This window comes from Acidovorax sp. BLS4, from assembly GCF_032929295.1.
Lineage (GTDB): Bacteria > Pseudomonadota > Gammaproteobacteria > Burkholderiales > Burkholderiaceae_C > Paracidovorax.
In genome coordinates this window covers 1760926-1786445 of the sequence record NZ_CP136797.1, presented here as the reverse complement: position 1 = coordinate 1786445, position 25520 = coordinate 1760926, and the positions used below count along the sequence as shown (strand labels likewise).

General features: G+C 63.1%; 27 protein-coding genes and 3 tRNA genes. 7 read left to right on the top strand and 23 right to left on the bottom strand.

Translation table 11 applies throughout. The features are described 5' to 3' along the window. Positions 1–74 precede the first annotated feature (74 nt). The 3 genes from R1Z03_RS08340 to R1Z03_RS08330 all read right to left on the bottom strand — a co-directional run bounded on the left by R1Z03_RS08340 (position 75) and on the right by R1Z03_RS08330 (position 2987). Positions 75–1100 carry a tripartite tricarboxylate transporter substrate binding protein gene (locus R1Z03_RS08340; RefSeq protein WP_317358615.1) on the bottom strand — a complete coding sequence of 342 codons (1026 nt, stop codon included), beginning with the start codon at positions 1098–1100 and terminating at the stop codon, positions 75–77. Positions 1101–1180: 80 nt separating this feature from the next. After that, positions 1181–1609 (bottom strand): hypothetical protein, encoded by a 429-nt coding sequence (locus tag R1Z03_RS08335; RefSeq protein WP_317358612.1) that lies wholly within the window; start codon positions 1607–1609, stop codon positions 1181–1183. Between the two features lie 25 nt (positions 1610–1634). Next, positions 1635–2987: an acyclic terpene utilization AtuA family protein gene (locus tag R1Z03_RS08330; RefSeq protein WP_317358609.1), complete on the bottom strand. Its 1353-nt coding sequence runs from the start codon at positions 2985–2987 to the stop codon at positions 1635–1637. 81 nt (positions 2988–3068) lie between these two features. Between R1Z03_RS08330 and R1Z03_RS08325 the strand changes: the two genes are divergently transcribed. After that, positions 3069–3971 (top strand): LysR family transcriptional regulator, encoded by a 903-nt coding sequence (locus R1Z03_RS08325; RefSeq protein WP_317358606.1) that lies wholly within the window; start codon positions 3069–3071, stop codon positions 3969–3971. Positions 3972–4320: 349 nt separating this feature from the next. Here the strand turns inward: R1Z03_RS08325 and R1Z03_RS08320 are convergent, their stop codons facing one another. After that, positions 4321–4680, bottom strand: a complete 360-nt coding sequence (locus tag R1Z03_RS08320) for a hypothetical protein (RefSeq protein ID WP_317358603.1) — start codon at positions 4678–4680, stop codon at positions 4321–4323. Between the two features lie 154 nt (positions 4681–4834). On the opposite strand from R1Z03_RS08320, the gene R1Z03_RS08315 reads away from it, so the two are divergent. The 3 genes from R1Z03_RS08315 (at position 4835) to R1Z03_RS08305 (ending at position 5759) form a co-directional block, all read left to right on the top strand. Then, positions 4835–5146, top strand: coding sequence for a hypothetical protein (locus R1Z03_RS08315; RefSeq protein WP_317358600.1), 312 nt, complete (start codon positions 4835–4837; stop codon positions 5144–5146). A gap of 43 nt (positions 5147–5189) precedes the next feature. Beyond that, complete coding sequence (locus R1Z03_RS08310) at positions 5190–5471, top strand: hypothetical protein (RefSeq protein WP_284430770.1); 282 nt, start codon at positions 5190–5192, stop codon at positions 5469–5471. Positions 5472–5582: 111 nt separating this feature from the next. Further along, entirely contained in the window at positions 5583–5759 is a 177-nt protein-coding gene (locus tag R1Z03_RS08305; RefSeq protein WP_284430769.1) for a DUF3606 domain-containing protein, read from the top strand. Between the two features lie 687 nt (positions 5760–6446). Here the strand turns inward: R1Z03_RS08305 and R1Z03_RS08300 are convergent. Further along, complete coding sequence (locus tag R1Z03_RS08300) at positions 6447–7571, bottom strand: hypothetical protein (RefSeq protein WP_317358597.1); 1125 nt, start codon at positions 7569–7571, stop codon at positions 6447–6449. A 432-nt stretch (positions 7572–8003) separates the two neighbouring features. Here R1Z03_RS08300 and R1Z03_RS08295 point away from each other — a divergent pair, with 432 nt between their 5' ends. After that, positions 8004–8213, top strand: a complete 210-nt coding sequence (locus tag R1Z03_RS08295; protein ID WP_284430767.1) for a hypothetical protein — start codon at positions 8004–8006, stop codon at positions 8211–8213. A 32-nt stretch (positions 8214–8245) separates the two neighbouring features. Here R1Z03_RS08295 and R1Z03_RS08290 read toward each other — a convergent pair. The 5 genes from R1Z03_RS08290 to tolB form a co-directional block, all read right to left on the bottom strand. Beyond that, a tRNA-Lys gene (locus R1Z03_RS08290) sits at positions 8246–8321 on the bottom strand. A gap of 69 nt (positions 8322–8390) precedes the next feature. Then, entirely contained in the window at positions 8391–9170 is a 780-nt protein-coding gene (locus tag R1Z03_RS08285; RefSeq protein WP_317360305.1) for a tRNA threonylcarbamoyladenosine dehydratase, read from the bottom strand. A gap of 47 nt (positions 9171–9217) precedes the next feature. Beyond that, positions 9218–10012, bottom strand: coding sequence for a tol-pal system protein YbgF (gene ybgF / locus R1Z03_RS08280; RefSeq protein WP_284430766.1), 795 nt, complete (start codon positions 10010–10012; stop codon positions 9218–9220). Continuing rightward, positions 10012–10563 carry a peptidoglycan-associated lipoprotein Pal gene (gene pal / locus R1Z03_RS08275; protein ID WP_284430765.1) on the bottom strand — a complete coding sequence of 184 codons (552 nt, stop codon included), beginning with the start codon at positions 10561–10563 and terminating at the stop codon, positions 10012–10014. Before pal ends, ybgF begins: the two co-directional genes overlap by 1 nt. Positions 10564–10610: 47 nt before the next feature. Next, on the bottom strand, positions 10611–11930 hold the full coding sequence (gene tolB, locus R1Z03_RS08270; protein ID WP_284430764.1) for a Tol-Pal system beta propeller repeat protein TolB: 1320 nt from the start codon (positions 11928–11930) through the stop codon (positions 10611–10613). A 122-nt stretch (positions 11931–12052) separates the two neighbouring features. Here tolB and msbA point away from each other — a divergent pair, with 122 nt between their 5' ends. Next, positions 12053–13834, top strand: coding sequence for a lipid A export permease/ATP-binding protein MsbA (gene msbA, locus R1Z03_RS08265; protein ID WP_317358590.1), 1782 nt, complete (start codon positions 12053–12055; stop codon positions 13832–13834). 47 nt (positions 13835–13881) lie between these two features. Here msbA and R1Z03_RS08260 read toward each other — a convergent pair whose 3' ends face one another. Genes R1Z03_RS08260 through mltG form a run of 6 tightly spaced genes read right to left on the bottom strand, consistent with a single transcriptional unit; the run spans position 13882 to position 18522 of the window. Beyond that, positions 13882–14562, bottom strand: coding sequence for an ankyrin repeat domain-containing protein (locus tag R1Z03_RS08260; protein ID WP_317358588.1), 681 nt, complete (start codon positions 14560–14562; stop codon positions 13882–13884). Next, positions 14559–15371, bottom strand: a complete 813-nt coding sequence (locus tag R1Z03_RS08255) for a TatD family hydrolase (protein WP_284430761.1) — start codon at positions 15369–15371, stop codon at positions 14559–14561. The genes R1Z03_RS08260 and R1Z03_RS08255 overlap by 4 nt, the downstream gene beginning before the upstream one ends. A gap of 60 nt (positions 15372–15431) precedes the next feature. After that, positions 15432–15791: a PilZ domain-containing protein gene (locus R1Z03_RS08250; RefSeq protein WP_272568678.1), complete on the bottom strand. Its 360-nt coding sequence runs from the start codon at positions 15789–15791 to the stop codon at positions 15432–15434. Positions 15792–15809: 18 nt separating this feature from the next. Continuing rightward, positions 15810–16814 (bottom strand): DNA polymerase III subunit delta', encoded by a 1005-nt coding sequence (locus R1Z03_RS08245; RefSeq protein WP_317358581.1) that lies wholly within the window; start codon positions 16812–16814, stop codon positions 15810–15812. Continuing rightward, positions 16811–17491 carry a dTMP kinase gene (gene tmk, locus R1Z03_RS08240; RefSeq protein WP_317360303.1) on the bottom strand — a complete coding sequence of 227 codons (681 nt, stop codon included), beginning with the start codon at positions 17489–17491 and terminating at the stop codon, positions 16811–16813. Before tmk ends, R1Z03_RS08245 begins: the two co-directional genes overlap by 4 nt. Before the next feature lie 29 nt (positions 17492–17520). Further along, on the bottom strand, positions 17521–18522 hold the full coding sequence (gene mltG / locus R1Z03_RS08235) for an endolytic transglycosylase MltG (protein WP_317358579.1): 1002 nt from the start codon (positions 18520–18522) through the stop codon (positions 17521–17523). 46 nt (positions 18523–18568) lie between these two features. Between mltG and R1Z03_RS08230 the strand changes: the two genes are divergently transcribed. Beyond that, complete coding sequence (locus R1Z03_RS08230) at positions 18569–19486, top strand: folate-binding protein (RefSeq protein WP_317358577.1); 918 nt, start codon at positions 18569–18571, stop codon at positions 19484–19486. Positions 19487–19556: 70 nt separating this feature from the next. On the opposite strand, the gene R1Z03_RS08225 is transcribed toward R1Z03_RS08230, so the two are convergent. From R1Z03_RS08225 to uvrC, 7 genes are all read right to left on the bottom strand, one after another. Beyond that, on the bottom strand, positions 19557–19829 hold the full coding sequence (locus R1Z03_RS08225) for a hypothetical protein (RefSeq protein WP_284430757.1): 273 nt from the start codon (positions 19827–19829) through the stop codon (positions 19557–19559). Between the two features lie 149 nt (positions 19830–19978). Then, positions 19979–20054, bottom strand: a tRNA-His gene (locus R1Z03_RS08220). Between the two features lie 51 nt (positions 20055–20105). Continuing rightward, the gene (locus R1Z03_RS08215) at positions 20106–22028 is read right to left on the bottom strand and encodes a SurA N-terminal domain-containing protein (protein WP_317358574.1); all 1923 of its coding nucleotides are present in this window, start codon (positions 22026–22028) and stop codon (positions 20106–20108) included. A 59-nt stretch (positions 22029–22087) separates the two neighbouring features. After that, positions 22088–22163: transfer RNA gene (locus R1Z03_RS08210), tRNA-Val, on the bottom strand. An 18-nt stretch (positions 22164–22181) separates the two neighbouring features. Continuing rightward, entirely contained in the window at positions 22182–22454 is a 273-nt protein-coding gene (locus R1Z03_RS08205) for an HU family DNA-binding protein (RefSeq protein ID WP_007858657.1), read from the bottom strand. A 349-nt stretch (positions 22455–22803) separates the two neighbouring features. Continuing rightward, positions 22804–23373: a CDP-diacylglycerol--glycerol-3-phosphate 3-phosphatidyltransferase gene (gene pgsA, locus R1Z03_RS08200; protein ID WP_272568672.1), complete on the bottom strand. Its 570-nt coding sequence runs from the start codon at positions 23371–23373 to the stop codon at positions 22804–22806. A gap of 54 nt (positions 23374–23427) precedes the next feature. Beyond that, positions 23428–25476, bottom strand: a complete 2049-nt coding sequence (gene uvrC, locus R1Z03_RS08195; RefSeq protein ID WP_317358566.1) for an excinuclease ABC subunit UvrC — start codon at positions 25474–25476, stop codon at positions 23428–23430. Positions 25477–25520: the final 44 nt, after the last annotated feature.

The following is a 25520-nucleotide window of genomic DNA, read 5'->3' as shown; positions in this document are numbered from 1 at the left end:
CACCCCGCCGTGCGCTGCGGCGGGGACGTGCGCGCCTTCAGGGCGCGGCCCGATGGGCCGTGAGGGGACTAAACCTATTCGGGCTGGATGCCCGCGGCCTTGATGACCTGGCCCCATTTCTGGGTTTCGGCGGCCTGGAACTTCGCGAGTTCGTCGGAGGTGGTGGTCCAGGCCTCGGAGCCCGCCATGTCGTAGAACGACTGGGCCGCCGCGCTCTTGGTGGCCTGCCCAAGCAGTTCGTTGAGCCGCGCCACCACGGGGGCCGGCGTGCCCGCAGGCACGTAGGCGGCGAACCAGTAGCCCATGTCGTAGCCCTTCACGCCGGCCTCTTCGATGGTGGGCACGTCGGGCAGTTGCGCACCGCGCTTTTTCGTCGAATAGCCCAGCGCGCGCAGCTTGCCGGCCTTGATCTGCGGCACGCCCGTCGAGGTGTCGGTGATCATCAGATCGATCTGCCCGCCCAGCAGGTCGGTGATGGCCAGGGGGTTGCTCTTGTAGGGCACGTGCAGGATGTCCACGCCGGCCAGTTGCTTGAGCATCTCCCCCGCGACGCGGCTGGACGAACTGCCGCTGCCAAAGCTGAGCTTGCCCGGGCTCTTCTTGGCCGCCGCGATCAGCTCGCCCACGTTCTTGTAGGGCGCCGCGGCGTTCACCACCAGCACCTGGCCGCCCTTGCCCAGGCCGGTGACCGGCACGAAATCCTTCACCGGGTCATAGGACAGTTTTTTGTACAGGTGCTCGTTGGCGGCGTGCGTGGTGTTGGTGGTGATGAGCACCGTGTAGCCGTCCGGCGCGGCCTTGGCCACGGCCTGCGCGGCGATCATGCCGCTGGCGCCGGCCTTGTTGTCCACCACCACCGCCTGCTTGGTGTCGGTGGTGACGGACTGGCCGAGGGCGCGCGCGAGCTGGTCGGTGGCGCTGCCCGCCGCGAACGGCACGACGAAGGTGATGGGCTTGGACGGATAGGCCGGGGCCTGGGCAGCGGCCGGCCCGGCCACCGCCAGGCCCAGAACCGCCGCCACGGTGGCGGCAAGCGCATGGCGGCGCGAGGCATGCCGGTGCGGTTCGGGGCGAGGCTGGGGGTGGAAAAAGGGATTCATGTCGTCTCCTGTGTGGTTATGGAAAAAGCGATGCAGGACCGCGGGCCCGGCGCATGGCCGGGTGCGGCATTCGAAAGGCGTTACCCGGGCGGTCCCGCCAGGTGCGCGACCAGCGCGGCAGGCACCTCGACGGGCAGGTCGAGCAGCAGGAACGACAGCGCCTTGCCGTGGCTGTCGAGGTTGAGCGCATCGTTCACGCCGCCGTCCAGCACGTCGTCGATGACGAAGTTCATGGCATGCAGGTTCGGCAGCAGGTAGCGCGCGACGCGGCTGGGCCGGCGCAACGCGAACTGGCGCGCCACGGCGGCCTCGGTGACCTGCGCGGTCAGCACCTCCCACAGCGCGGTATGCCAGGCGATCACGCTGATGTTGGAGCGGTTGCCTTTGTCTCCCGTGCGGCTGTGCGCGAGGCGGTACAGGGGCACGGTCAAGGGCGCGGCGGTGGCGGAGGCCGAAGCGGACGATGGCGCGGCAGCCGATGCGGGGATCGAAGGGGCGGCGGTGGTCATGGGCGGGTTCCTCAAAGGCTTGGCGTCAATCCAGCATCACGTGGCCCACGGCCACGGACTCGCGCGGCACCAGGCACGACACCGTGCCCAGGCGCGGCCGCATCGCGGTGCGCACGCCGCCGCCGCCCGCCGGGCCGCAGCAGTACAGGGCCGTCACCTCGCGCACCAGGCGCTGGGCGCTGGCGTGCTCCCGGTGCTGCAGCGCCACGCGCAGGCGCACATCGCGGGCATCGCCGGCCGCAGCCGCGTCCCGCCAGTGCCCGGCGTCGTCGCCGAACACACTGGTCACCCCGATCAGGTCGATGCGCAGCGGCGCGACGCCGGCCAGGCGCTCGCGAAGGACCTCGCCCGCCAGCCGCGCGCGTGCTTCGGCACGGGCCCCGGCATAGGAAATCTCGCCCTCGGCGAACCAGCCGGATTCGAAGCACACATTCACCTTGAGCGACGGTGGCCGCACATGGCCGCTCACCCCTTCCAGCCGCACACGGTCGGTGCCGGCCGGCAGCACGCGCGCGGTGGTGATGTCGGCCACCACATCGGGCGTAAGGTAGGCGGCCGGGTCGTGCAGCTCGTACAACAGCTGCTCCTTCACCGTGCGCTCGTCGATGCGCCCGCCCGTGCCCGCGGGCTTGGCGATGGTGCAGTGGCCATCGGCGTCGATCTCGGCGATGGGGTAGCCCAGTTGTGCCATGCCCGGCACGTCCTTGTAGCCCGGGTCGGCGAAATACCCGCCGGTGACCTGCGAGCCGCATTCCAGCAGATGCCCGGCCATCGTGGCGCGCGCCAGCCGGTCCCAGTCGTCCGGGGCCCAGCCGAAATGCGCGAGGGCCGGCCCCACCACCAGCGAGGGGTCCGCCACGCGGCCGCACACCACGATGTCGGCGCCAGCGCGCAGCGCATCGGCGATCGGCTGCGCGCCGATGTACGCATTGGCGCTCACGATGGGGTCGGTGGGCAGGGCTGCGCCCAGCGCCTGGGCCAGCACGGCACGGTGCCCGTCCCCGCTCAGGTCGTCGCCCAGCACCACGGCGATGCGGGGGCGGCGCGCGCCCAGCGCTTGGGCCAATTGCTGGATGCGGTGCGCAGCACCCAGCGGATTGGCCGCGCCGAAATTGCTCACGATGCGAATGCCGTGCTGCAGACACTGCGCCAGCACGGGGCGCAGCAGGTCGTTGAGCAACGGCTCGTAGCCGGCGTCCGGATCGACACGGCGCGCCAACTGGGCCAGGGCCAGGGTGCGCTCGGCCAGGGTTTCGAAAATCAGTACCGCGGGCTGGCCGCTGGCGATGAGGGTCTGCACCACGGGTGCGGCGGCATCGGTGCGATCGCCCGAGAAGCCGGCGGCGCAGCCGACCAGCAGGTTTTTTGGGGGGGGCATGGTTGTCTCCTGCCGGCCAATGTAGGCTCCGCGCGTTATTCTGTGAAATAGATAATCAGGATCAATTCATCCAAATCTTCAATGAATATCTCCACACGGCAGATCGATGCCTTTCTCGCCCTGGCCGGCCAGCGCAGCTTCACGCGGGCGGCCGCGCACTGCCACTTGTCGCAGCCCGCCTTCAGCGCGCTCATCCGCACGCTGGAAGATGCGATGGGACTGAAGCTGTTCGACCGCAGCACGCGCCACGTGGCCCTGACGGCGGAAGGAGAGGATTTTCTGGAATCCGCGCGCCGCATCCGGGCCGAGGTCGACAACGCCTTCGCCGCGGTGCACGACACCGCCACACTGCGCCGGGGGCGCGTGGCGATCGCCCTCCTGCCCTCGCTCGCGGCGGGCTGGCTGCCCGGTGTGCTGGCAGCGTATCGCGCAGCCCATCCCGGCATCGAACTGGACATCGCCGATGTGCTGTCGGAACCCTGCATCGAGCGGGTGGCCACGGGCAAGGCCGATTTCGCGTTGGCGGCCATCCGGGCAGATACGCCGGAATTGCAGGCCGAGCCGTTCAGCAGCGACGGCTTTCACCTGGTGTGCCCCGCCGACCATCCACTCGCGCGCCGCCGACGCAGCGGCGGCAAGGTCGTTGCGGTGCAACCCGCCGACCTGGCGGCGTTCCCTTTCGTGCATCTGGCCCGAACCAGCAGCGTGCGCCAGTACCTGGAGGCAGCGCTGCACCCGCAGGCGATGAACACGCTCATGGAAGTGGAACAGCTCGCCACCGTGATGGGCATGGTGCGCGCGGGCCTGGGCATCAGCGTGGTGCCCACGCTCACGCTTTTCCACTTCGACCAACCCGGGCTGGTGACGCGGCCGCTGGCATTGCCGGGGCTGACCCGCCAGATCTACCTGGTGCGGCGCCGGGACCGCAGCCTGTCGGTCGCGGCCCAGGCGATGTATTCCCTGGTCATGGAGCACCGGCCTTGAGCGCCATCAGGCGCTTCTTTTTTCATAGCAAATAAAGCCGTGGATAAAGCGGTACAAGCGGATTGGACTCAAGACCTGGACCCGGCCGTGGCCGCGCCGTACCGGCTCAGTGGTGAGGCGGCGGCTCCTGCACGGGTGGCCCATCGCCTCCCGGCGGGTCTTCGACGGGCGGTGCAGGCGTCCAGGCGGGCTGGGGCGGCGTATCCAGCGGAGGCTGCGGGGTGGTCGGGGTCGGAATGGGGATGGAGGACGCGTGCATCGATGGCCTTTCAAGGGACAGTGAAAACGTGGGGATCGGCGGGTGCCGCTGCAGCGGGCGAAACAGGCGCCTGGCAGCATGAAGCCAGCCCTACTCCGTCTTCTTTCGGTCATCGAGCTCGCCGATCAGCGCCGCACCCTGGCGTGAGGACAACCGGGGCTCCTTGTGCGCATCGCCCCCGTAGTCCAGGCCCAGGCCACGTGCCGAACCGGAGGCATCGACGGCGGCGATCGGGCCGGTGGGATGCTCATGCACCCCGTCTTCCGGCGCGCGGTTGGCGTACGTGGATTCGTCACCACTGGCTCCGAAGCGCCGTGGGCCTTCGCCATCGCCGCGGTTCTCGCCGTCCACTTCGCCACGGCCGCGCGCGTCGTCGCGCATTCCATAGAGGTTGAAATGGCCCTGATCGCGCTGGCGATCCTGCTCGGGCGTCAATTTGTCATGTGCCATTTTTTTCGCTCCTGAAAAGGAAGCTGCCAGCCTATGCCGCGCATGGCCAGACATGTGTAGGACCAGCGCTTCCAACGGGCAGGCATTGAAAACCCGGATGAAAGTTGCGCCAAAATACTGTAAATTCATACAGCATCAACCCAAGGAGCACGCCATGGAAGCGGAAGAACTCACCTACACGGTCACCCTGCGCGACTACCCGGAAAACCTGCCCGAACGCGAGCGCACCAACGCGGAACGCGGCTATGCCAAAGCGATGGAAAAGGCTTTCGGCTCCGCCGCCCAGGTCGCCGCGGCACTGGACACGCTGCGCAGCCTGGAAGAGTCGCCGCCCGAAGTGGTGCCACCCGCCGATCTCGCCCTGCTGCGGCAATGGGGCAAGGCCAGCACCGCGGCGCGCCAGGCCGCGTTCCAGGGCTTGGGCGAGGCAGAGAGCGCGTACTTCGACGTCCATCTGGCGGGATGAACTGGCGTTGTTGTCCCTCCTGGCCCCACCCATTCCCACTCCCATGGGCTTCGACCAAATCGCCATCGCTTTGCTGGGCGCCGCCGCGGCGTGGCTCTCTCAATCGCGCCACGAGGAGCGCCGGCGCTGGGCCTGCATCTTCGGACTGCTGGGACAGCCCTTCTGGTTCTATGCCAGCTGGACGGCGGGCCAATGGGGCATCTTCGCCGTCAGCGTCCTCTACATGGGGGCGTGGCTTCGCGGCCTGTGGATCCACTGGCTGACGGCCCGCGAGGCGCCGCAGGGCATCGGTACCATTCAACTGACCCCGCAACGCAGGCCTTGACCGCCGCCCACGGCCATCGCGGTCGATGGCATTGACCTGCCGCAATCGTCCTACGCGAAACCAGCGAGTGACAGACCTAGCATGGCGCTCCCATTCCATCAGGAGCCACCCATGTCGGACGACGCCACGAAAACTGCGGAAGACCGCAAACTCATCAGCCTGGCCGAGGACTACGAGGTGCGCGACTGGGCCCGGTCTCTGAATTGCACCGAGGACGAGTTGCGCAGCGCGGTGAAAGCCGTGGGTAATTCTGCGCAGGCGGTGCGCTCTTATCTGGCGAATCGGTAGGTGCTCGCCATGTGGGAAGAACCAGTTGGAAAATTGGCAGATCTTCGGCAAGTGTGCATGCCGGACTCACGTGACAACGTGCTGGGCGCGGATCCAGCGCAGTTGCCGCAGCAGGCACATCAAGCGCACGAGGCCCGTGTGCAAATGAGCCATTCGGATGCGCCTTCGCGCCAGCTTTCCTGAGGGCCCGGCAAGAGTTGATCAGCGCTTGGCAAGGCCTCTGCCCTTGCACTGCGATGCCCGCATCATCGAGGTGAGCCGGCCATTTTGCACAATCCACCACTTTCCATGCAGTGGGACAACAGATTGGTCAACAGCGCCTAATATTGACCTGTCGACACTCCCTGTCGACACCTCCCTTTCTTGCTCTTGAGCAAGTTTCAGCCCGCCTTGTGCGGGCTGCCTTTTTTTGTGCAGCCGCTTTCAGTCGCCTTGGCGATCTGATGCGTGAGGAATGCATTCAAAGGTGAAAGGAAAGCACTGTATGCAATCGTCCACACTCAGACAGCGGATGGCCAGCCCCGGTGTATATCTGTCTATTAGGTGTCGTCAGTGCGCTGTTTCGCTTCGACCATGAACGCCCCCCAATCGTCGTAACAGAACTTGGTGTCGCAGTGCATGCGAGATGACGATCTGCTGGGAGTGGTTCAACCTGACGAATGGGCACTTCCAACGTTCAGTCGCCAATCAATAAGTTGAATACACCCACCATCCATAGGTGCTGTAACCCATCGCCCCGCCTGAACCTGGGCTGGATCTTGCAACTTCCCCGTCTAGATGGACCAGGCCCAATCTATAGTCTGCTGGATTTGTGGACCAGGGAGTGCACTTCTTTATCAATGCCGGTGTTGTGGCTGGAGCAGCGCATGACGGATCCGCCGAAATCGCATTATTCAGGGAATGCAGCGCAGCCTGAGCTTGCGCGTATGAGACGGAAAGGGAGAACCATCTCCATCCCGTCCAGGGCTGGTTGGTGGAAAACGCCGACCCTGGCTCGGTTGTCGAGTACGTGGTTCCAGGGTTGAACGACGTGCCGATGATCGGGCTCTCCGTTGCTTCATCCCTTGCGATGCTCTGAATAGGAGCCGGCGGCTCGCCACCGGAGGGGAAATCGAAGGCCCACACACCAAACCAGATATACCTCGATTGACTGCCGGTTTTCTCTTCAAGCGTAAACGACGGCCCGACATGCGCTCTCGCTTTGCCCGCGGTGTGAGCAGTCGGCACTTGGAGCATCAGAGAGAAATTAAATTTGCTGGTTGGCCCTCGCCCGAAAGGCCGATGGTCGACGTCCTGAGAAAACGCATAGTCAAGATTGCCACCCATGATGTTCCGATGGTGGCCGACCGGCGTTCCGTCTGCATTGAACACCGGCACACCATTTTCGGTTCTCTGGTTCCAAGGAAGATTGTAGGCATTCAGCATTGCGCCATAGCGTGGCGAAACTACCCCACCATCGAGCACGTCGTGCGCTGACACAGCTGTTCCGCCATAACTCGCCCCGGGCTTACTACGCTGGTAGTTTTCCAGCGGGCTCGGTACCGCAAGACCCGTAAAGTCACCAAGATTCCAGCCGCTAAATGTGACGCCATCCTGATTGAATGCTGGATTCATTGCCGCAGTTGCATTGTCTACCGACCAAATTGGTCGGTTGTATAGGTCGGGGCTAAATACCGTTAAATCGAACTTGACGTTGCCGGCAATCCCTCCCACTGGGGGAGACATGACGTAGAAATAATCAGTCCCAGCCATGGCGACGCCGGCCGCCAAGCCAAAGACAGTTGTGATGAGAGATTTATTGATCGATTTCATTGATTTCCTCCTATTCCTGCCCGATGGCCAGCCCAAACACTGCGGAGGCCCGGAGTAACGAACCTTAGAATCGAAGGCTTACTTGTAGCTTGCTTCTACAAGAAAAATCAGGTTGTAGCGAACCCAAATATTTTAGTCGGGTCGACCCAAAATTTTGACCGCCATTGTTTTTGGGGACCGGTCGTTGGGGGCATAGCCAGCGAAAAATCAGACTTTGGAGGCATGATGCCTCGGAGGGTAAAGTCCCAGGTGAAATGAAAAGCGACGCTAATGGTCGCGTTTCCTCTTTTGAAGCTCTCGCATGATCTGCTTCCCATACGGCGTATCAGTTGAAGGTTCGTAAAGTCCGCTTTTACAGGAAAAACGGACATGAAGAGGAGCAGATTCACCGACGAACCTAACGCAGGGAGGTCAAGCTGAACAGGCTGTGGCGTGACGACCACCTCCATATGCATCCTCTCTGTGAATGGTTCGTTGGAAGACAAACCTCAACGCCCCAGCGCCTACCAACTTCGTCTCTATGAAATAGAAGTCACATGTGGCAAGAATGCGCTACGCAGCAAGCACTCGCATCTCTTGATGGCAGAGGGTTCTGCAGAAAATCTGCCAGAGACGGACAAGAAAAAAGCACTTACCGCGTAATCGCCGTAAGTGCTTGATTCAATTCATATCTTTGGTGGGACGTGCGGGGGTCGAACCCACGACAAACGGATTAAAAGTCCGCTGCTCTACCAACTGAGCTAACGTCCCAACCTTTGCCACATCGGCATGTAACCCATGCAGCAAAGCCTCGAATTATAGCGTCTTTTCCAGGCGGATCTACCGCTTTGGCACGGTTGCCAGCATGTCCAAGACCCATCCGGCAGCGCATTGGCCAAACGTGGCGGTCACCGCCACCACCGAACCATAGCCATGGCAATTGAGCGAACCGTCGCCATCGCCGGCGATATCGCAGGATGCATGGGGACGTGCCACCGCTTCCCGGCTGAACACGCACTGGACACCGATGCGCCGCCCCTCTTTCGCAGCACCATAGTGTTTGCGCAACCGGTAACGCATCTGGGCGAGTAACGGATCGTGCGTGGTGTTCGACAGATCGTCGATGTCCACCTTGTGCGCCAGCCGTTTGCCGCCTGCAGCACCCACCGCCACGAGCCGATGCTTACCGCGAATCGCCCAGTCAGCGATCAGCGCCTTGGTCTTGACCTGGTCGCAGGCATCCACGACCGCATCGACCCCGTGCGGCAACAAGGCCGGCCAGTTGCCGGCATCTGCAAACTCCTCGATGCAAGTCACCTCGCACTCAGGATTGATCTGTCCAATGCGGTCTCGCATGGCTTCGACCTTGGCTTGGCCCACCGTGCTGGACAGGGCATGGATTTGGCGGTTGATATTGGACTCGGCCACCTGATCCAGGTCGATCAATGTGAGGTGCCCGACACCGCTGCGCGCCAGCGCTTCCGCAGTCCAGGAGCCCACGCCGCCAATGCCCACCACGGCCACATGCGCGTTGCGAATGCGCGCGGCGCCGTCCACGCCATACAGACGCTCCAGGCCGCCGAAGCGGCGCTGGAGATCGGCGGTGCCGGCATCCTGCATCGCGTTGACGTGCGAATGGATTTCTGCCGAAGGCTCTACCGCGCCGCTCACTTCAGGCGCGACAAGCGTTCTTTGGCCGCTCCAGCCGCTTCCGACTGGGGGTAGACGCGGATCAGGTCTTCCAGCGTCTTGCGGGCGGCGCGCGTGTCCTTCAACTCGATCTGGCAGTTGGCGATCGACAACGCAGCCTCCGGGGCACGCGCATGGTCAGGCGCAGCAGCCAGCAAGGCCTTGAAGTTGTTGATGGCTTCTTTGTAATCGCGCGTAGCGTATTGGGCATTGCCCAGCCAGAACCTGGCGGAAGGCGCATAGCCGCTGCGCGGGTACTGCTTCAGGAAATTTCCGAATGCGCTCACGGCATCCGGAAACTTGCCAGTACGAAAGACCGCCAGTGCCGCATCGAAATCCCGCTTTTCGGCGGGGTCGGCCTGGAACTCCTGACCATCCACCGTGACCTTGGCAGGTTCGAACTGGCGCAGCCGTTCGTCAACGCCTTGGGCGATGTCTTTCTGGCGGCGCTGCAGCTCGGAGACATCCCGAAGCAACTGCTCGTTCTGCCCACGCAGATTGGCCTGCTCAGCCCTCAGGGTTTCGATCTGCGTCTGCAGATCGAGCAGGCTTCGGCGCATCTGGGAAGTCTCGTCGCCTGAGCGACGAAGATCGTCACCCGCACGCTGATTGGCCTGCTGCAGCGTGTCTACACGCTGACGCAATTCCAGAATGGCGCGGCGTGCTTCTTCATCCTCGAACAGCGCGGCATGGCTTGTCGGAGCGAAAGCCGCCGACAGGGCCAAGGCCAGCAGGGCAAGTGCCTTGCGGGGAACCACCATCTGCGCGCTCATCAACGGTAAGACAGCTCAACGCGGCGATTCTGGGCGTACACGTCTTCCGTGCTGCCCTGTGCCGCAGGCTTTTCCTTGCCGAAGCTCACGGCTTCCATTTGCGCTTCCGACACACCGAGCAAGGCAAGCGAACGGCGCACCGCTTCAGCGCGCTTCTGACCCAGGGCCAGGTTGTATTCACGGCCGCCACGCTCGTCGGTGTGGCCTTCGATCATGACCTTGCGGTTCTGGCCTGCCTTGATGAAACGGGCGTGCTGCTCGATCAGCGACTGGAACTCCGGCTTGACCGCGTAGCTGTCGTAGTCGAAGTACACGATGCGGCTCACGCCGACCGGGCCGGCGCCATCGCGCGCCGACTGGCTCAGGTCCACGGGAGCGACGCCGCTTTGTGAAGCGCCGTTGGGGTTGGCGCCACCATTGCCTGGCATCGTCGAAGTAGCGCCCTTGTCTTCCACAGGCACGTCTTCCAGCTTTACGCCGGAGCTGCAGCCAGCCACGATGGCTGCAGCGATGAAGATGGCGGAAATGCGTTTGAAGGGAAAGCGGTTCATTGAAATACTCCTCAAGTCCAAATGATCAAAAATCGAAAGATGGGCGGTCACTGTTTTTGGAACGGGCCCCAGTCGGGCTCGCGGATATCACCGCCTTGCCCGGCCAAGCGTGCCTTGATCTTGCCGTCCAGCGTGGTCGTCATGAGCGCTTCCCGGCCTTGTTGCTGCGTCGCGTAGACGATCAGGCGGCTGTTGGGCGCAAAGCTGGGGTTTTCATCCGCAGTGGTGTCGGTCACGGCCGTGGCCGTACCCGTCGCCAGATCCATGACGTGCAGCTTGAACGCACCGCCGATGCGCGAGACGTAAGCCAGCCACTTGCCGTCGGGGCTGATGCTGGGGGAAATATTGTAGGAACCAGTGAACGTCACACGCTCGGCATTGCCGCCCGAGGTGCCGACCTTGTAGATCTGCGGTGCGCCGCCCCGATCGCTCACGAAGTAGATGCTACGGCCATCGCTCGAGAACATGGGTTCGGTATCGATGCCGGTGCTCTGCATGAGACGGCGAGGCTCGCCGCCATTGGCATCGATGGTGTAGAGCTGCGAGCCACCGTCGCGGCTCAGAGTCACGGCGAGCGTGCGGCCGTCGGGAGACCATGCAGGCGCGCTGTTGGAGCCCCTGAAGTTGGCGATCAGGCGGCGCCGGCCCGAGGCCACATCGTGCACATACACAACCGGCTTGCGCGACTCGAAAGACACATAGGCCAATTGCCCACCGCTGGGAGACCAGGCCGGCGAAATGATGGGCTCCGGGCTGGACAACGCCGATTGCGCGTTCTCTCCATCAGCATCGGCCACCCAGAGGCTGTAGCGCGGACCGGACTTGGTGACATACGCAATGCGGGTCGAGAACACCCCGCGCTGGCCCGTGAGCTTTTCGTAGATGAAATCAGCGATGCGGTGGGCCACCAGACGCAGGTCACCCTGCGTGACCACGAAGCTCTGGCCGCCGAGGTCCTGGCCGCGCACCACGTCCCACAGACGAAAGCGGATGTCGAAGCGACCATCGGGCAAGCGCGCGATGCTGCCGGTCGTGAGCGATTCCGCGCCCTTTTGCTTCCAAAGGGCGACGTCGGGGCGCGACGTTTCGTCGAGCGCCGGCCCGGAAGAATCGACCGCCCGGAACTGGCCACTGCGCTCCAGGTCGGCCTGGATGATGGCCGAGATCTTTTGCGGGGACTGCGCCTCACCACGGAACGGCGAGATCGCAAAGGGAAGCTGGGTCAAACCCACGCCGGTGATTTCGACCCTGAACTGGGCCAGTGCAGGCAGTGCGGAGGAAGAAACCAGCGCGGTGATAGCGTGCCGGCGAGAAAGGTGCGGCAGAGCCGCAGCAAGAATGGAGGATGGATTTCGGTCAATAGTCATTGGCAGCCATCGGATACCGAGCAAATGCCGGTGGACAGACCGTGGATGTTACACACTGGGGGGATACCCCTGTGACAAACTGTGCAAGGTTTGGATGCGGTCCTACGTAGAATCCGCGCCTCATGCACGCCCCAGACCCCCGCCCCCTTCCGGCTTCCGAGCAAACCGCCCGCCTCACCCTGGCCACCAGGCTCCGGCGGCTTTCCGTTTACTTCGGCAACCAGCGCTCCGCATGGACACTCGCCGTGCTGGCCACGCTGGTCGGAGCGGTCACTGAGCCCCTCATTCCCGCGCTGCTCAAGCCCCTGCTAGACCAGGGATTCACCGAAGGCTCCTTGAAACTCTGGATGGTTCCGCTGGCCATCATGGGTGTGTTTCTGGTACGGGGATTGGCGCAGTTCGCGGGGCAATACGCTCTCGCCCGCATTGCCAACGAAGGCATGATGAAGCTGCGCGAGGCGCTCTTCGACCGCCTGCTCGCAGCCGAAATGGCCCTGTTCACGCGGCAGTCGGCCAGCACCCTGTCCAACACCGTGGTGTACGAAGTGCAGACCGGCGCCACGCTGCTCGTGCAGGCGCTGATGGGGCTGTCTCGCGACGGATTCACCCTGATCGCCCTGCTGGGATACCTGCTCTACCTCAATTGGCAGCTCACGCTCATCGTCGCCATCGTGGTGCCGGGCGTGGCCTGGATCATGAAGACGCTGTCCCGGCGGCTCTACCGCATCACCAAAAGCAGCCAGGAAGCGACCGACCAGTTGGCCTACGTGGTGGAAGAAAACGTGCTGGCACATCGCATGGTTCGGCTGCACGGTGCGCAACCCAGCCAGTCGCGGCGCTTCGGTGTTCTGAGCCAGAGCCTGCGCCGGCTGGCCATCAAGGCCACCATCGCTTCGGCAGCGATGACCCCGCTCACTCAATTGCTCGCCGCTGCAGCCCTGTCGGGCGTGATTTGCGTGGCGCTCTGGCAGAGCCATGCCAGCGGCGACCGCGATGTGACCGTGGGTGGCTTTGCGGCATTCATCACCGCCATGCTCATGCTCATCGCACCGATCCGCCGCCTGGCGGACGTGGCCAATCCCGTGACCCGGGGGGTCGCGGCCCTCGAACGCGGATTGACCCTGCTGGGAGACACCCGGGCAGAGGACGGAGGCGACCACGCGCCCGAGCGCACCTCGGGAGCCATTACCCTGGAAGACGTCACCGTGGCGTTCGGCGACGAGCAGGCCATGGCCCTGGACCACGTGAACCTGACCGTGCACCCTGGAGAAACCGTGGCGCTCGTAGGCCCGTCCGGCGCCGGGAAAACCACTTTGGTAAACCTGTTGCCCCGCTTCATCGCGCCGAGCGCCGGCCAGGTCCTCCTGGATGGCCAGCCTGTGTCGCGCTGGAACCTGCAAGCCCTGCGGTCGCAGTTTGCCATGGTCAGCCAGGACGTGGTGATGTTCAACGACACGGTGGCAGCCAACGTGGCGTTGGGCGGCGAAATCGATGAGCAGCGCGTTCAGGACTGTCTGGCCGCCGCGAACCTGGCCGAGCATGTGGCGGCGCTGCCTTCAGGCATGCACACCGTGGTGGGCCACAACGCGACGCAGCTGTCGGGCGGGCAGCGCCAGCGCCTGGCCATTGCCCGAGCGCTTTACAAGGATGCGCCGATCCTCATCTTGGACGAAGCCACATCGGCACTGGATACCGAATCAGAGCGTCTGGTACAAGACGCGCTGCAGCGCCTCATGCAGGGGCGCACCACGCTCGTGATCGCGCATCGCCTGTCCACCATCGAGCATGCCGACCGGGTGGTGGTGATGGAGCGTGGACGCATCGCCGAACAGGGCACGCACGCCGACTTGATCGCCCAAGGCGGTCTGTACGCCCGGCTCCAGGCCCGCCCTGCGGGGCACTGAACCTCCGCTGCGCTCAGGTCCGACCGAGGGCGAAACGCTTCGCCGCCTTACCACTGTCCGCGGCGGGGTTGCCGCTGGCGCACGGCCTCAGCCACGAGTTCCTCCATGTCCTTGCGGTCGGCACGCCGCGCGAAATCAGCGGCACCCAGACCGATCTGATTGCGCAACGTGGGGTCCGCTCCTTCGTCCAGCAGCAGCTTGGCCACGTCGGCCGTGCCGTAGCTCACCGCCATCATCAAGGGCGTGGTGCCGTTGGGCGAGGCGGCGTCGATGTAGGCGTGATTTTCCAGTAGCAGCGTGGTGATGGCCGCCTGCTGCGGCGTGGTGCCGGAAGCTGCATAGTGCAGAGGCGTCCACCCCGTCTTGTTGACATCGGCATCCTTGGCAATGAGCGCGCGCGCCGCCTCGACATTGCCCTTGATCGCGGCCAACATCAGCGGGCTTTCATCCTTGACGTTCCGCTCCTCCACCTTGATACCCTTGGCCGCCATCAGCGCCGCAAAGGCGCGCATGGAACCTTCTTTCAAGGCAAGCGTGAGCGCGACCTCACCCTTCGGATTGCGCGTATTCGGATCGAATCCCCGGCGTACCAGCGAGTTGATGCCGGAGTCGTCGTCGCGCAATACGGCGGTAAAGAAATCCTCATACGCACCGGCGTGGGCACATGCGCCGCACAGCGCCGCGGCGGCCAAAGCAAAGGAAGCAAGCACTCGGCGACGGACCATCATGATGGGGTGGCTCCAGAAAAGAACAGTGTGTCGAAATTGCGGCTCGTGGCCAGCGCCACCTCCTGCACGGGCATCCCTTTGACCTCAGCCAGTTGTTGCGCCACGAAAGGGACATACGATGGGTTGTTGGTCTTGCCACGGTAGGGCACCGGCGCAAGGTAGGGGCTGTCGGTTTCGATGAGCATCCGATCCAGCGGCACGAAAGCCGCCACATCCCGCAAATGCTGGGCGCTCTTGAACGTCACGATGCCGGAAAACGAAATGTAGTAGCCCAGATCGAGGGCCGCGCGAGCCACCTCTGCGGTCTCGGTGAAACAGTGGAATACCCCGCCAGCCAGGTTTCCAATCCCGTTCTCGCCCTCTTCGCGCAGGATCGCCAGGGTGTCGTCCGACGCGCTTCTCGTATGGATGACCAAGGGCTTGCCGCACGTGCGGGCAGCACGGATGTGCGTGCGGAAACGATCACGCTGCCATTCCAGATCAGCGATGCTACGCCCTCCTTTCCGATCTTCCATGCCGTAGTAGTCGAGACCGGTCTCGCCGATGGCTATCACCCTCGGCAAGGCAGCACGATCGAGCAGGTCCTGCTCGGATGGTTCGGCAATGCCTTCGTTGTCGGGATGAACGCCCACGCTGCTCCAGAAGTTGTCGTAGGCCATGGCCAGCCCGTGCACATCGGAGAACTCTTCCAGGGTAGTGCAGATGCAGAGCGCACGATCCACGCTGGCATCGGACATGGCCTGGCGAATGGCTGGCAGTTGGGAGACCAAATCAGGAAAGGTGAGATGGCAGTGGGAATCTGTGAACATGCGCAATCCAAACAAAAATGCCGACCGGCAGTCGGTCGGCATGGCAAAGGCGCGGGGCGCTCAGAGGGTCTGGGTCGGCCGGTCCGACCCCAGACTGGTTCCAAGCAACTCTTCGATCTTGAGCTTGAGAATGCGGGATTTCTCATCCCTCGGAAACTGAATGCCGACACCCTGTGTCCGATTCCCGGCCGCCCGCGCGGGGGTCACCCAGGCCACTCGCCCCGCGACGGGATACCGCTGCGTGTCTTCCGGCAACGTCAGCAGCACGTAGACATCATCGCCCAGCTTGTATTCGCGCTGCGTCGGCACAAAGATGCCGCCTTCGGCGAACAAGGGGATATAGGCCGCATACAGAGCCGCCTTCTCCTTGATGGCCAGCTGCATGACGCTGGGACGGGGCGCGGTAGAGGGGCTGCTCATGGTCTTGGGGCGTCTTCTTCAATGGCGCGAGTGTAGGGTGTTTCGCGCCTGCGCAACAAGCGCTTCCAGCATGAGCCCCGCATTGAAGGGGTGATCGGCGGTACGTGCCTCTTTTGCCAAAGCCTTCGCCCAGCGGCTCAAAGGCCCGAGGCCCGGCGGCGTCGGCAGGTCCGCCACTGCAAAGTAGCGTGGCGCCGCGCCGACCCGGCACGCCATCAGGTCATGGCAAATTTTTTGCAACGCGTCCACCGCCTGGGCAGGAGAGGCATCGGCCAACGCCGTGACATCGCCCCGTGCGACCGCCTTTGGCAGCTGCGACCACGATTGCGGGCTGCGTCCGGCGCGGGCCAGGCTCAGTGCGTCGTCGGGACGACCGCCGCATGCACGCAGAAATGCGCTGGCAGCATCGGATTCCAGACCTTGCTGAACCAGCCAATTCACCATGTCGGATTCAGACGGCCATTGCATCGTGTGCCCCAGGCAGCGGCTTCGGATAGTGGGCAGCAACTGGTGCGCGGCCTCGGTGGCCAGGACAAATCGCACGTCGCCTGCCGGCTCTTCCAGCGTCTTGAGCAACGCATTGGCCGTGACGTTGTTCATCTGCTCGGCCGGGTACACGAGCACAGCCTTACCACGCCCGCGGGCGGATGTGCGCTGCGCGAACTGCACGGCGTCCCGCATAGCATCCACGCGGATCTCGCGGCTGGCCTTGCGCTTCTTGTCGTCGATCTCAGACTGCGCCTTCTCTGGCAATGGCCAGCCGCGCTCCATCATCTGCGTCTCGGGCATGAGTACACAAAGATCCGCATGCGTTCTGACCTCGACCGCATGGCAACTGCCGCAGTGACCACATGCGCCATCATTTGTGGGCGTATCGCACAACCAGGCTCGTACCAACTCCATCGCCAACGCATACTGGCCCAGCCCGGACGGGCCACTCAGCAGCCACGCATGACCCCGCTGTGCCAGCAGCGTCTGGCGTTGTGCGGCAATCCACGGGGCGATCAATCGAGGATGGCTCATGGTGCACCCGCGCCGACGTCTGAAGTGCCCGACTGCAGCCAGCCTCGCTGGACCAGCGCGCCTGCCAATTGCGACCACACCGCATCCCGGGGCTGTCCTGCGTCCAGGCGCACGAAGCGCTGCGGCGCAGCAGAGGCGCGATCGGCATAACCCTGCCGCACCCGGCCAAAAAACTCGGCAGGCTGCGATTCGAAGCGATCAGGAGCACGTGCATCGGCCAGGCGTGCTGCGGCTGTCTCCGGAGGGAGATCGAACCAGATCGTCAGATCAGGATCACGCATTTTTTCAGGCTCCAGTGCGTTACCTGATTGGGTGATGCGCTCCAAAATAGATAGCACCTTCGCATCGAAGCCGCGTCCTCCACCCTGATACGCGAAAGTGGCATCCGTGAAGCGGTCGCACAGCACCACCTCGCCCCTTGCCAACGCAGGCTCGATCACGCAGCGCAGGTGGTCGCGGCGCCCCGCGAACACCAGCAGCGACTCCGTGAGAGCGTCCATGGCGTCATTCAGCAAAAGCGCGCGAATCTTTTCCGCCAACGGCGTGCCGCCGGGTTCCCGGGTGACCGTGACGGTCTGGCCGTGACGCCGAAAGGCAGCCGCCAAGGCATCGATGTGCGATGACTTGCCCGCACCGTCGATGCCTTCGAATGTGATGAACCGTCCCGCTGGCTCCATGGTGGACTTTCTGCCGGGTTGGGGCGTGGTCAAGGCTGCCCCCGCTGGTAGCGGTTGACGGCCCGGTTGTGCTCATCGAGGGTTGGGCTGAACTGGCTGGTCCCGTCGCCCCGGGCAACGAAATACAAGGCGTTGGTCTTCTCCGGCTGGACTGCAGCGATGAGCGAGGCCTTGCCCGGCATGGCGATGGGCGTCGGGGGAAGGCCGGGACGGGTGTAGGTGTTCCAGGGCGTGTCCGCAAGCAGGTCACGCCGGCGCAGGTTGCCGTCGAATTTTTCACCCAGACCGTAAATCACGGTGGGATCGGTTTGAAGCAGCATGCCCGCCTTCAATCGGTTGCTGAAGACGCCCGCGATCTGTGCGCGGTCGGAAGAACGGCCCGTTTCCTTTTCCACAATGCTCGCCAGGGTGAGGGCTTCGTCGGCGCTTCGCAAAGGCGTGTCCGCCGCACGTTGCGCCCAAGCCGCCTCCAGGCGCCGGTCCATGGCATGCATCGCCCGGCGGAGCACGGACAAATCGCTGCTGCCTTTGGCATAGGTGTAGGTATCGGGGAAAAAGCGGCCCTCCGCCGGCACGCCGGGACGCTCGAGGCGCGCCATGATGGCGTCGTCAGCGAGGCCTTTGGTATCGGGCTTTAGCTGCTCTTCGCGCGCCAGCGCCTGGCGGACCTGCCGAAAGGTCCATCCTTCTACCAAGGTGACGGCGCGCAGAGCCTCTTCCCCACGCACGAGTTTTTGCAGCAGCTCGCGTGGGGTGGTGCCTGGCGGAATTTCGTAGTTCCCGGCTTTGATCAGGCGATCCTGACCGGACAAGCGAAACCAGGCGTAGAGCAGACGTGGATCGGAGTCGACACCGGCGGCGACCACATCACGCGCTACACCGCGGGGCGTAGTGCCTGGCTCGATCGCCAACTCCAGCGGCTGCGCGGAGGATACGCCGCTGCGAACGGGTATGGGCTGGTGCAACCACCACACCGCTGCCGCAGTGGCGGAGCACACAATGACTAGCAACAACGCGAAAAAACGACGCACAACCTTGGCAGCCTGTAGGGAAGGAACCGGGCATCATAATTCAGCCATGACTTATCCCTTGAACGGCATAGCCCCCCTTCCCCACCTCGGCGTGATTCGCGTGGAAGGGGAAGATGCAGCGAAATTCCTGCATGGCCAGCTCACCCAGGATTTCGCGCTGCTGGGTATGGATGAGGCCCGATTGGCCGCATTCCTTTCCGCCAAGGGACGGGTGCAGGCCAGCTTCATCGGCTTCAAGCGCAGCGCCACGGAAGTGCTGTTGATCTGCAGTGGCGACCTGCTCGCTCCTACGCTCAAACGGCTGTCCATGTTCGTGCTGCGTGCCAAGGCACGGTTGAGCGATGCCACGGCAGATTTCGCGCTATATGGCTTGGCAGGGAATGCGGTGACCGCTCTGGCAGCGGGTGAGCCACCCTCACCGTGGTCCAAAGCCGAGCGGGACGTTGCCACCGTGGTGCATCTGTATCCGGCAGTGGGTCAGCCGCGCGCACTATGGGTGGCACCGACCACCGCCCCTGCGCCGGTCGGGAATTTGCTCGCACCCGGCATGTGGGAGTGGGGCGAAGTTCAGAGCGGAGTCGCGACTCTGACAGCCGCTCTGGTGGATGTGTTCGTGCCCCAGATGTTGAACTACGAATCCGTTGGGGGAGTGAATTTCAAGAAGGGCTGCTATCCCGGCCAGGAGATCGTGGCTCGCAGTCAATTCCGCGGCACGTTGAAACGACGCACCTATCTCGCCCATGCAGCCCGTCCGATCACGGTGGGATCGGAGGTGTTCGCCGCCAGCGATGCAGAACAACCCTGCGGTTTGGTCGTGCAAACAGCGGAGTCTCCCACGGGGGGCATGGACGCCCTGGTGTCGCTGCAAATCGCCTCCACGGGCGAATCGCTTCGCGCAGGCGGCGCAGAGGGCGTGCCCCTTGCGTTAGGCACGCTACCTTATGCTTTGCTGGAAGACATCTGAATCGAACTGAAGGCCTGAATGAAGGTTCGTGCAGGCCCTTGGATTGAATTCGCTCTCTCAGTGAGCAGAATCATTTTTTCGTAGCACCTGCCACTTGCGGCTCATCCAGTTTACGGGCCCCAGAAGCAAAATCGGAGAGCGCAACCATGGCTTCGTCACGGGTGGCCCAGTGGTCTTCGGGTAGAGGCAGGTTATGGCCGTCTACCTGGATCTGTGCGAAGTAATAGCGTCCTGCCTTGCTCAGACACAACTCGGCTGTGTAAGTAGCCCCGTCGGCCACTCCAAAAACTGTCTCTTGCGCGTGTTTCTCATGCATCTCGAGCCCTTTCAGAACTTTTTCCATTCTGAGCAGGTGGCCTCACAGTTTTTGTAGGCGGCTTGGCCTTGTGCAAGTCACGCCACGAACAATTCATGGGCAATCTGAAATCGGCAAACACCACGCGCACAAGAAAAAAGCGCTGCAACCTTTCGATTGCAGCGCTTTGGTGATTTTGGGGTGGCTGATGGGGCTCGAACCCACGACAACAGGAATCACAATCCTGGACTCTACCAACTGAGCTACAGCCACCGCAGACTCAAATTATACCCACAAATCAATCGACCTCTGAGGAAAAAGCCATCAATTTTCCAGAACAGGCGCAACCGCTGGGCGAGGTACCTTGAACTGCACCTTGAAGCGGTCTTTCAGCAATTCGTAATACGCCAACGCTTCTGCGGAACCTGCAGCCTGCGCATACTGCTGATGTTGTTGGCGGTTTGCCGCCTCATCAGGGGCAGGACGGGGCACCAAGCGGTTGACCTTCACCACAGCGTAGCCCTGGGCGCCCAGGCTCACGCCAGTCCATGAAGGCAAAGCATCCACATTGGACTGCAGCGCGGCATCGATCACAGGCCGAGGCAGATTCTGCGGCTGATCCCGAGAAACGGTGAGTGCAGGCGCGAGGCCTGTGGCCGATGCAGGTGCAGCCTTCCAGGCCGCAAGCTTGGCTTCACCTTCCTTGCGAGCCATTTCCGCGGACTTCTCAGCCACATACAAATCCTTCACGCGGGCACGAACATCTTGCAGCGGCAATGCACGCGCAGGCGTATACGACGTGATTCGCCCGGCCACCAGGGCGCTGGGCCCGGTTTCGATGGCTTCGGTGTTCCGCTTGTGCTCCAGCGAATCCGGGGAGAACAGAGCCTCCAGGAAGCGCTGATTGGCCAAAGGCCCCTGCGCCCCCGCAGCAGGCGTGCGCATCACGCCATTAGCGGTCTGCACCTTGAGCTTGAGCTTCTCTGCGACGGATTGCAGACCGTCTGCCTGTTCGTACACCCCGTTGGTGAACGCTTCGGCCACTTCCGCAAACTTGCGTTGGGCCTGCTGCTGCTTCAGCTCTGTCGCTAGCGTGGGGCGCAATTGCTCGAAGCTGGGTTGCTTGGGCGCCTTGATGTCGGTCAACAAAATGATGTGATAGCCGAAGTCGGACTCCACCACGTTGCTGATCTCGCCCTTCTTCATGGAGAAGGCGGCATCCTCGAACGGTTTGACCATCGCACCGCGGGCGAAGAAATCCAGATCTCCGCCAGAGGCTGCGGAGCCAGTATCCTGCGAGTATTTCTTGGCCAATTCGGCGAACGTGCCAGGGGCCTTGCGAACCTGCTCCAGCAGTTCGGTCGCACGTGCCTTGGCTTTTTCACGATCGGCAGCAGGGGCGTCCTTGCTCGCATTGATCAGGATGTGGCTGGCGCGGCGCTCTTCCTTGCCAGCCAAGCGTTCCAGATTTTGCTTGTAGTAGGTGCGCAGGTCTTCTTCGTTCACGACGATGCTGGACTGCACTGCATTCGTGTCCAGCACCACATATTCGATGTTGGCCTGCTCGGACTGCTGGAACGACGCTGCATGCGACGTGTAATAAGCCTCCAGGTCGGCATCCGAAGGCGTGACCTTGGTGGCGAAGTCGGCGGCATTGAAGCGCGCGATCTGGATTTCGCGCCGCTGATACAACGCGTCCAGCGCCAGTTGAGATTGTGCGTTGCTGCTGAAGGCCGAACCCAGCACACCCGACATCACCTGATTCACGGAAATGTCGCGGCGCACATTGGCTTCAAAACCTTCCGGCGTCAGTCCCTGCGCTCCTACGATGGCGCGATAGGCCTCCGCATCCAGCGTGCCATCCGGGCGCCTGAGATTCGCGATGGCAGGAATGCCCTGCAAAGTGCGGGCCAGCTGCGCGTCGCTGGCGATGAGGTGCATCTTCTGCGCGGCGGTCTGCAAAACACGATCACGCACCATCCGCTCCAAGGTCGCATAGCGCGCCTGAGGCGTATCGAGCAGCTTGGCATCCACCGTGGGAGATTGCGCGCGAATGCGGTCCGTTTCAGCGCGATGGGCGTTGTCCCATTCGTCCTGCGTGATGTCGTGGCCATCGACGCGTGCGACCACTGGACTCTTGCTGGAGAAGTAGCTGCGGTCGATGCCGACAAGGACAAAAGACGGAATGATCAGCAAGAACAGCAAGAACATCACGATCTTGGAGTGCTTGCGGATGGATTCGAACATGTGCGATCTTTCAGTGGCGACAAAAGAAAAGGCGAACTCGCGTTCGCCTTTTTGTTCAGTGGTGGGTGCTGACGGGGTCGAACCGCCGACCTACGCCTTGTAAGGGCGCCGCTCTACCAACTGAGCTAAGCACCCCACCTTAAACATAAACCATCAGTTCAGAGCATCCTTCAATGCCTTGCCTGGACGGAACTTCGGGACTTTAGCAGCCTTGATCTTAATCGTATCGCCCGTACGGGGATTACGGCCGGTGCGCGCAGCGCGCTTGCCCACGGCAAAAGTGCCAAAACCGACGAGAGACACCGTACCGCCCTTCTTCAGGGTCTTCTTGACCGCCTCGATCGTGGACTCCAGCGCTCGCGCTGCTGCAGCCTTGGAGATGTCGGCGTTGTTAGCAATGTGCTCAATCAGTTCGGTTTTATTCACAAGAAGCCTCTCGGGAAAAGAGTGGATGGAATGTCTTTTGCAAATCTGGCCCTCCGACACGCGCCGTACCGAGCCGCAACGAAGTGGCACATCAAGCAGGCGGGGAAGGGCTGACACTGGGGCAGATTCTGCTGTGTCAGATTAAAGCCATCGACTTTCCGGGTGTCAATACAGTGCGCCGTTTTACGGCAGCGTAGCAGCGAATTCTAGACGCATTTGTGAAGCGGGCCGGGGCTTCCAAGGGCTTTTTCTCGGTGGCGTTGCGCCCATAGGCACATCCCGTATTGACAATCTGCTGGACGGAATTTCCGTGCTCGCACCACCCGTCCATCCACGATGCAATGCACCGTCACTTCTTGACCCGCGCCCGAATTTCCGGAAGCGCCTTCTGAAGGTAATACACCATCGACCACACCGTGAGCACAGCGGCAATCCAGATCAGCCATGTGCCCCAGACGCCCGTGTCGACCACGCCGAACAGCTGTCCGTCGTACAGAAGAAAAGGGATCGCGATCATCTGCACCGTGGTCTTGACCTTGCCCAGCATGTGCACAGCCACGCTGCGCGACGCGCCGATTTGCGCCATCCACTCGCGCAGTGCTGAGATTGCGATTTCGCGCCCGATGATGATCATCGCAACGAAGACATCGGCCCGCTGAAGATGCACGAGCACGAGCAAGGAGGCACAGACCAGGAACTTGTCTGCCACCGGGTCGAGGAAGGCGCCGAACGACGAGGTCTGGTTGAGCTTGCGCGCCAGATAGCCATCCAGCCAGTCCGTCGCGGCGAAGATGACGAACATCACCGTCGCGATGAGATTGCGCGTGGTCGGCTCCAGTGGCGCGTAGAACACCCCCACGATCAAAGGTATCGCGACAATGCGCGTCCAGGTCATGATGGTGGGGATGGTCAGGAACATGCGGCGATTGTGTCATGCCCGTTCGGCCACCATCGCCGAACGAGGCCAATCCAGTCAACGCAGCGCGCGATAGATCTCCTCGGCCAGATCGCGCGAAATGCCCTCCACCGTGATCAGGTCCTCCACGCTGGCCGCTGCGACACCGCGCACGCCGCCGAACCGCTGCAGCAGCCGAGCCCGCTTCTTCGGCCCCACGCCCGGAATCTCCTCCAGTTGCCCCCCGCCCACACGCATCTTGGCCCGCGCCGCCCGCATGCCGGTGATCGCGAAGCGGTGCGCCTCGTCGCGGATCTGAGCGACCAGCATCAAGGCAGCGGAGTCCCGGCCCAGGTAGACCTTTTCACGCCCATCGGCAAACACCAATTCTTCCAGCCCCACCTTTCGGCCCTCGCCTTTTTCGACGCCGACGATGCGACTGAGGTCCAGGCCGAGTTCGGTGAACACCTCGCGCGCCATGCTCACCTGCCCCTTGCCGCCGTCCACCAGCACCAGGTCGGGCAGGCGGGCCTGGCCTGGCGCGGGCTCCGCGCCCCCGGCCTCGCGCTGCGCTTCCGCGACCTTGCTGTAGCGGCGCATGAGCACCTGCCGCATGGCTGCATAGTCGTCTCCGCCCGTGATGCCTTCGATCTTGAAGCGCCGATACTCGCTGCTCTGCATTTTGTGATGGTGGAACACCACGCAAGACGCCTGAGTGGACTCGCCCGCCGTGTGCGAGATGTCGAAGCACTCGATCGTGAGGGTATCGAGGTCCTCTTCGCTCAGGTCCAGCGCCTCGGCGAGGGCCCGGGTACGCGCCTGCTGCGAACCCTCTTCGGCCAGCAGGCGGGCCAGCTGGATGTCTGCATTTTTCTGAGCCATGTCCAGCCAGGCGCGGCGCTGCTCCCGCGGCTGGTGCACCGCCGTCACCCGCACGCCGGTCTGTTGGGACAGCGCATCGATCAATGCGCGATCGACCGGGTGGCTCACGATGAGCGCAGGGGGCACCGGCACGCCGATGTAATGCTGCGCGATGAAGGCCTCCAGCACCTGAGCCTCGACGGAACGCGCCGGTGCAGAACGCATGGACTGAGCCGACTTTCCTTCATCCACCGTGGTGCCAGCCAATTCACCGCCCTGCCCGCCTTCAATGGAAGCGGCCTCACTCGTGGACCCAGCGTCGTCCGCGGCCTCCTCTGCCTGGAATACGGCCGCAGCGTCTTCCACGTGCACGGGAAAGTACGCCCGGTCGCCCAGGTGCCGACCTCCCCGCACCATGGCCAGATTCACGCAGGCGCGCCCCCCCAGCACCTTCACTGCCAGAATGTCCACATCCTTGTCGGACACGGTTTCGATGGCCTGCTGGTGCAGCACGCGCGACAGCGCGGTGATCTGGTTGCGTACATCGGCTGCCTGCTCGAACTCGAGGCGGCCGGAATGCTCCATCATGCGGGCCTCCATCGATCGCAGCAGCTCTTGCGTCTCGCCCCGCAGCATGGCTTCCGCATGCGCGACATCGCTCGCGTAGGCCTGGGGCGAGATCAAATCCACGCAGGGACCGGTACAGCGCTTGATCTGATACAACAGGCAGGGCCGGGTGCGGTTGGCAAACACCGTGTCTTCGCAGGTGCGCAGGCGAAACACCTTCTGCAGCAGCAAGATGGTTTCCTTGACCGCCCAGGCCCCCGGGTAAGGACCGAAGTAGCGGTGCCGCTTGTCGATGGCGCCGCGGTAGTAGGCCATGCGCGGGAAGAGCTGGCTTGGCGCCTCGCCGGTGCCGTCCTTGCCGGCCACGCCGGTGATCTTGAGATACGGATAGCTCTTGTCGTCCCGAAACAGAATGTTGTATTTCGGATTCAGCGACTTGATGAGGTTGTTTTCCAGCAGCAGTGCCTCGGCCTCGGAGCGCACCACCGTGGTTTCCAGCCGGACGATCCGGCCCACCATGTGGCCGATCCGCGTACCGCCATGGGTCTTGGTGAAGTAGCTGGAGACGCGCTTCTTGAGGTTGCGTGCCTTGCCCACATAGAGCAAGGCGCCTTGCGCATCAAAGTAGCGGTAGACACCCGGCAGCGGCGGCAGCGCGGCCACTTGCGCGAGGAGTTCGGGGGAATGCACATCGGACATGGCGCTATTGTGGCCAGTCTCTGCGCCCCGTCGCATGCCGCAAC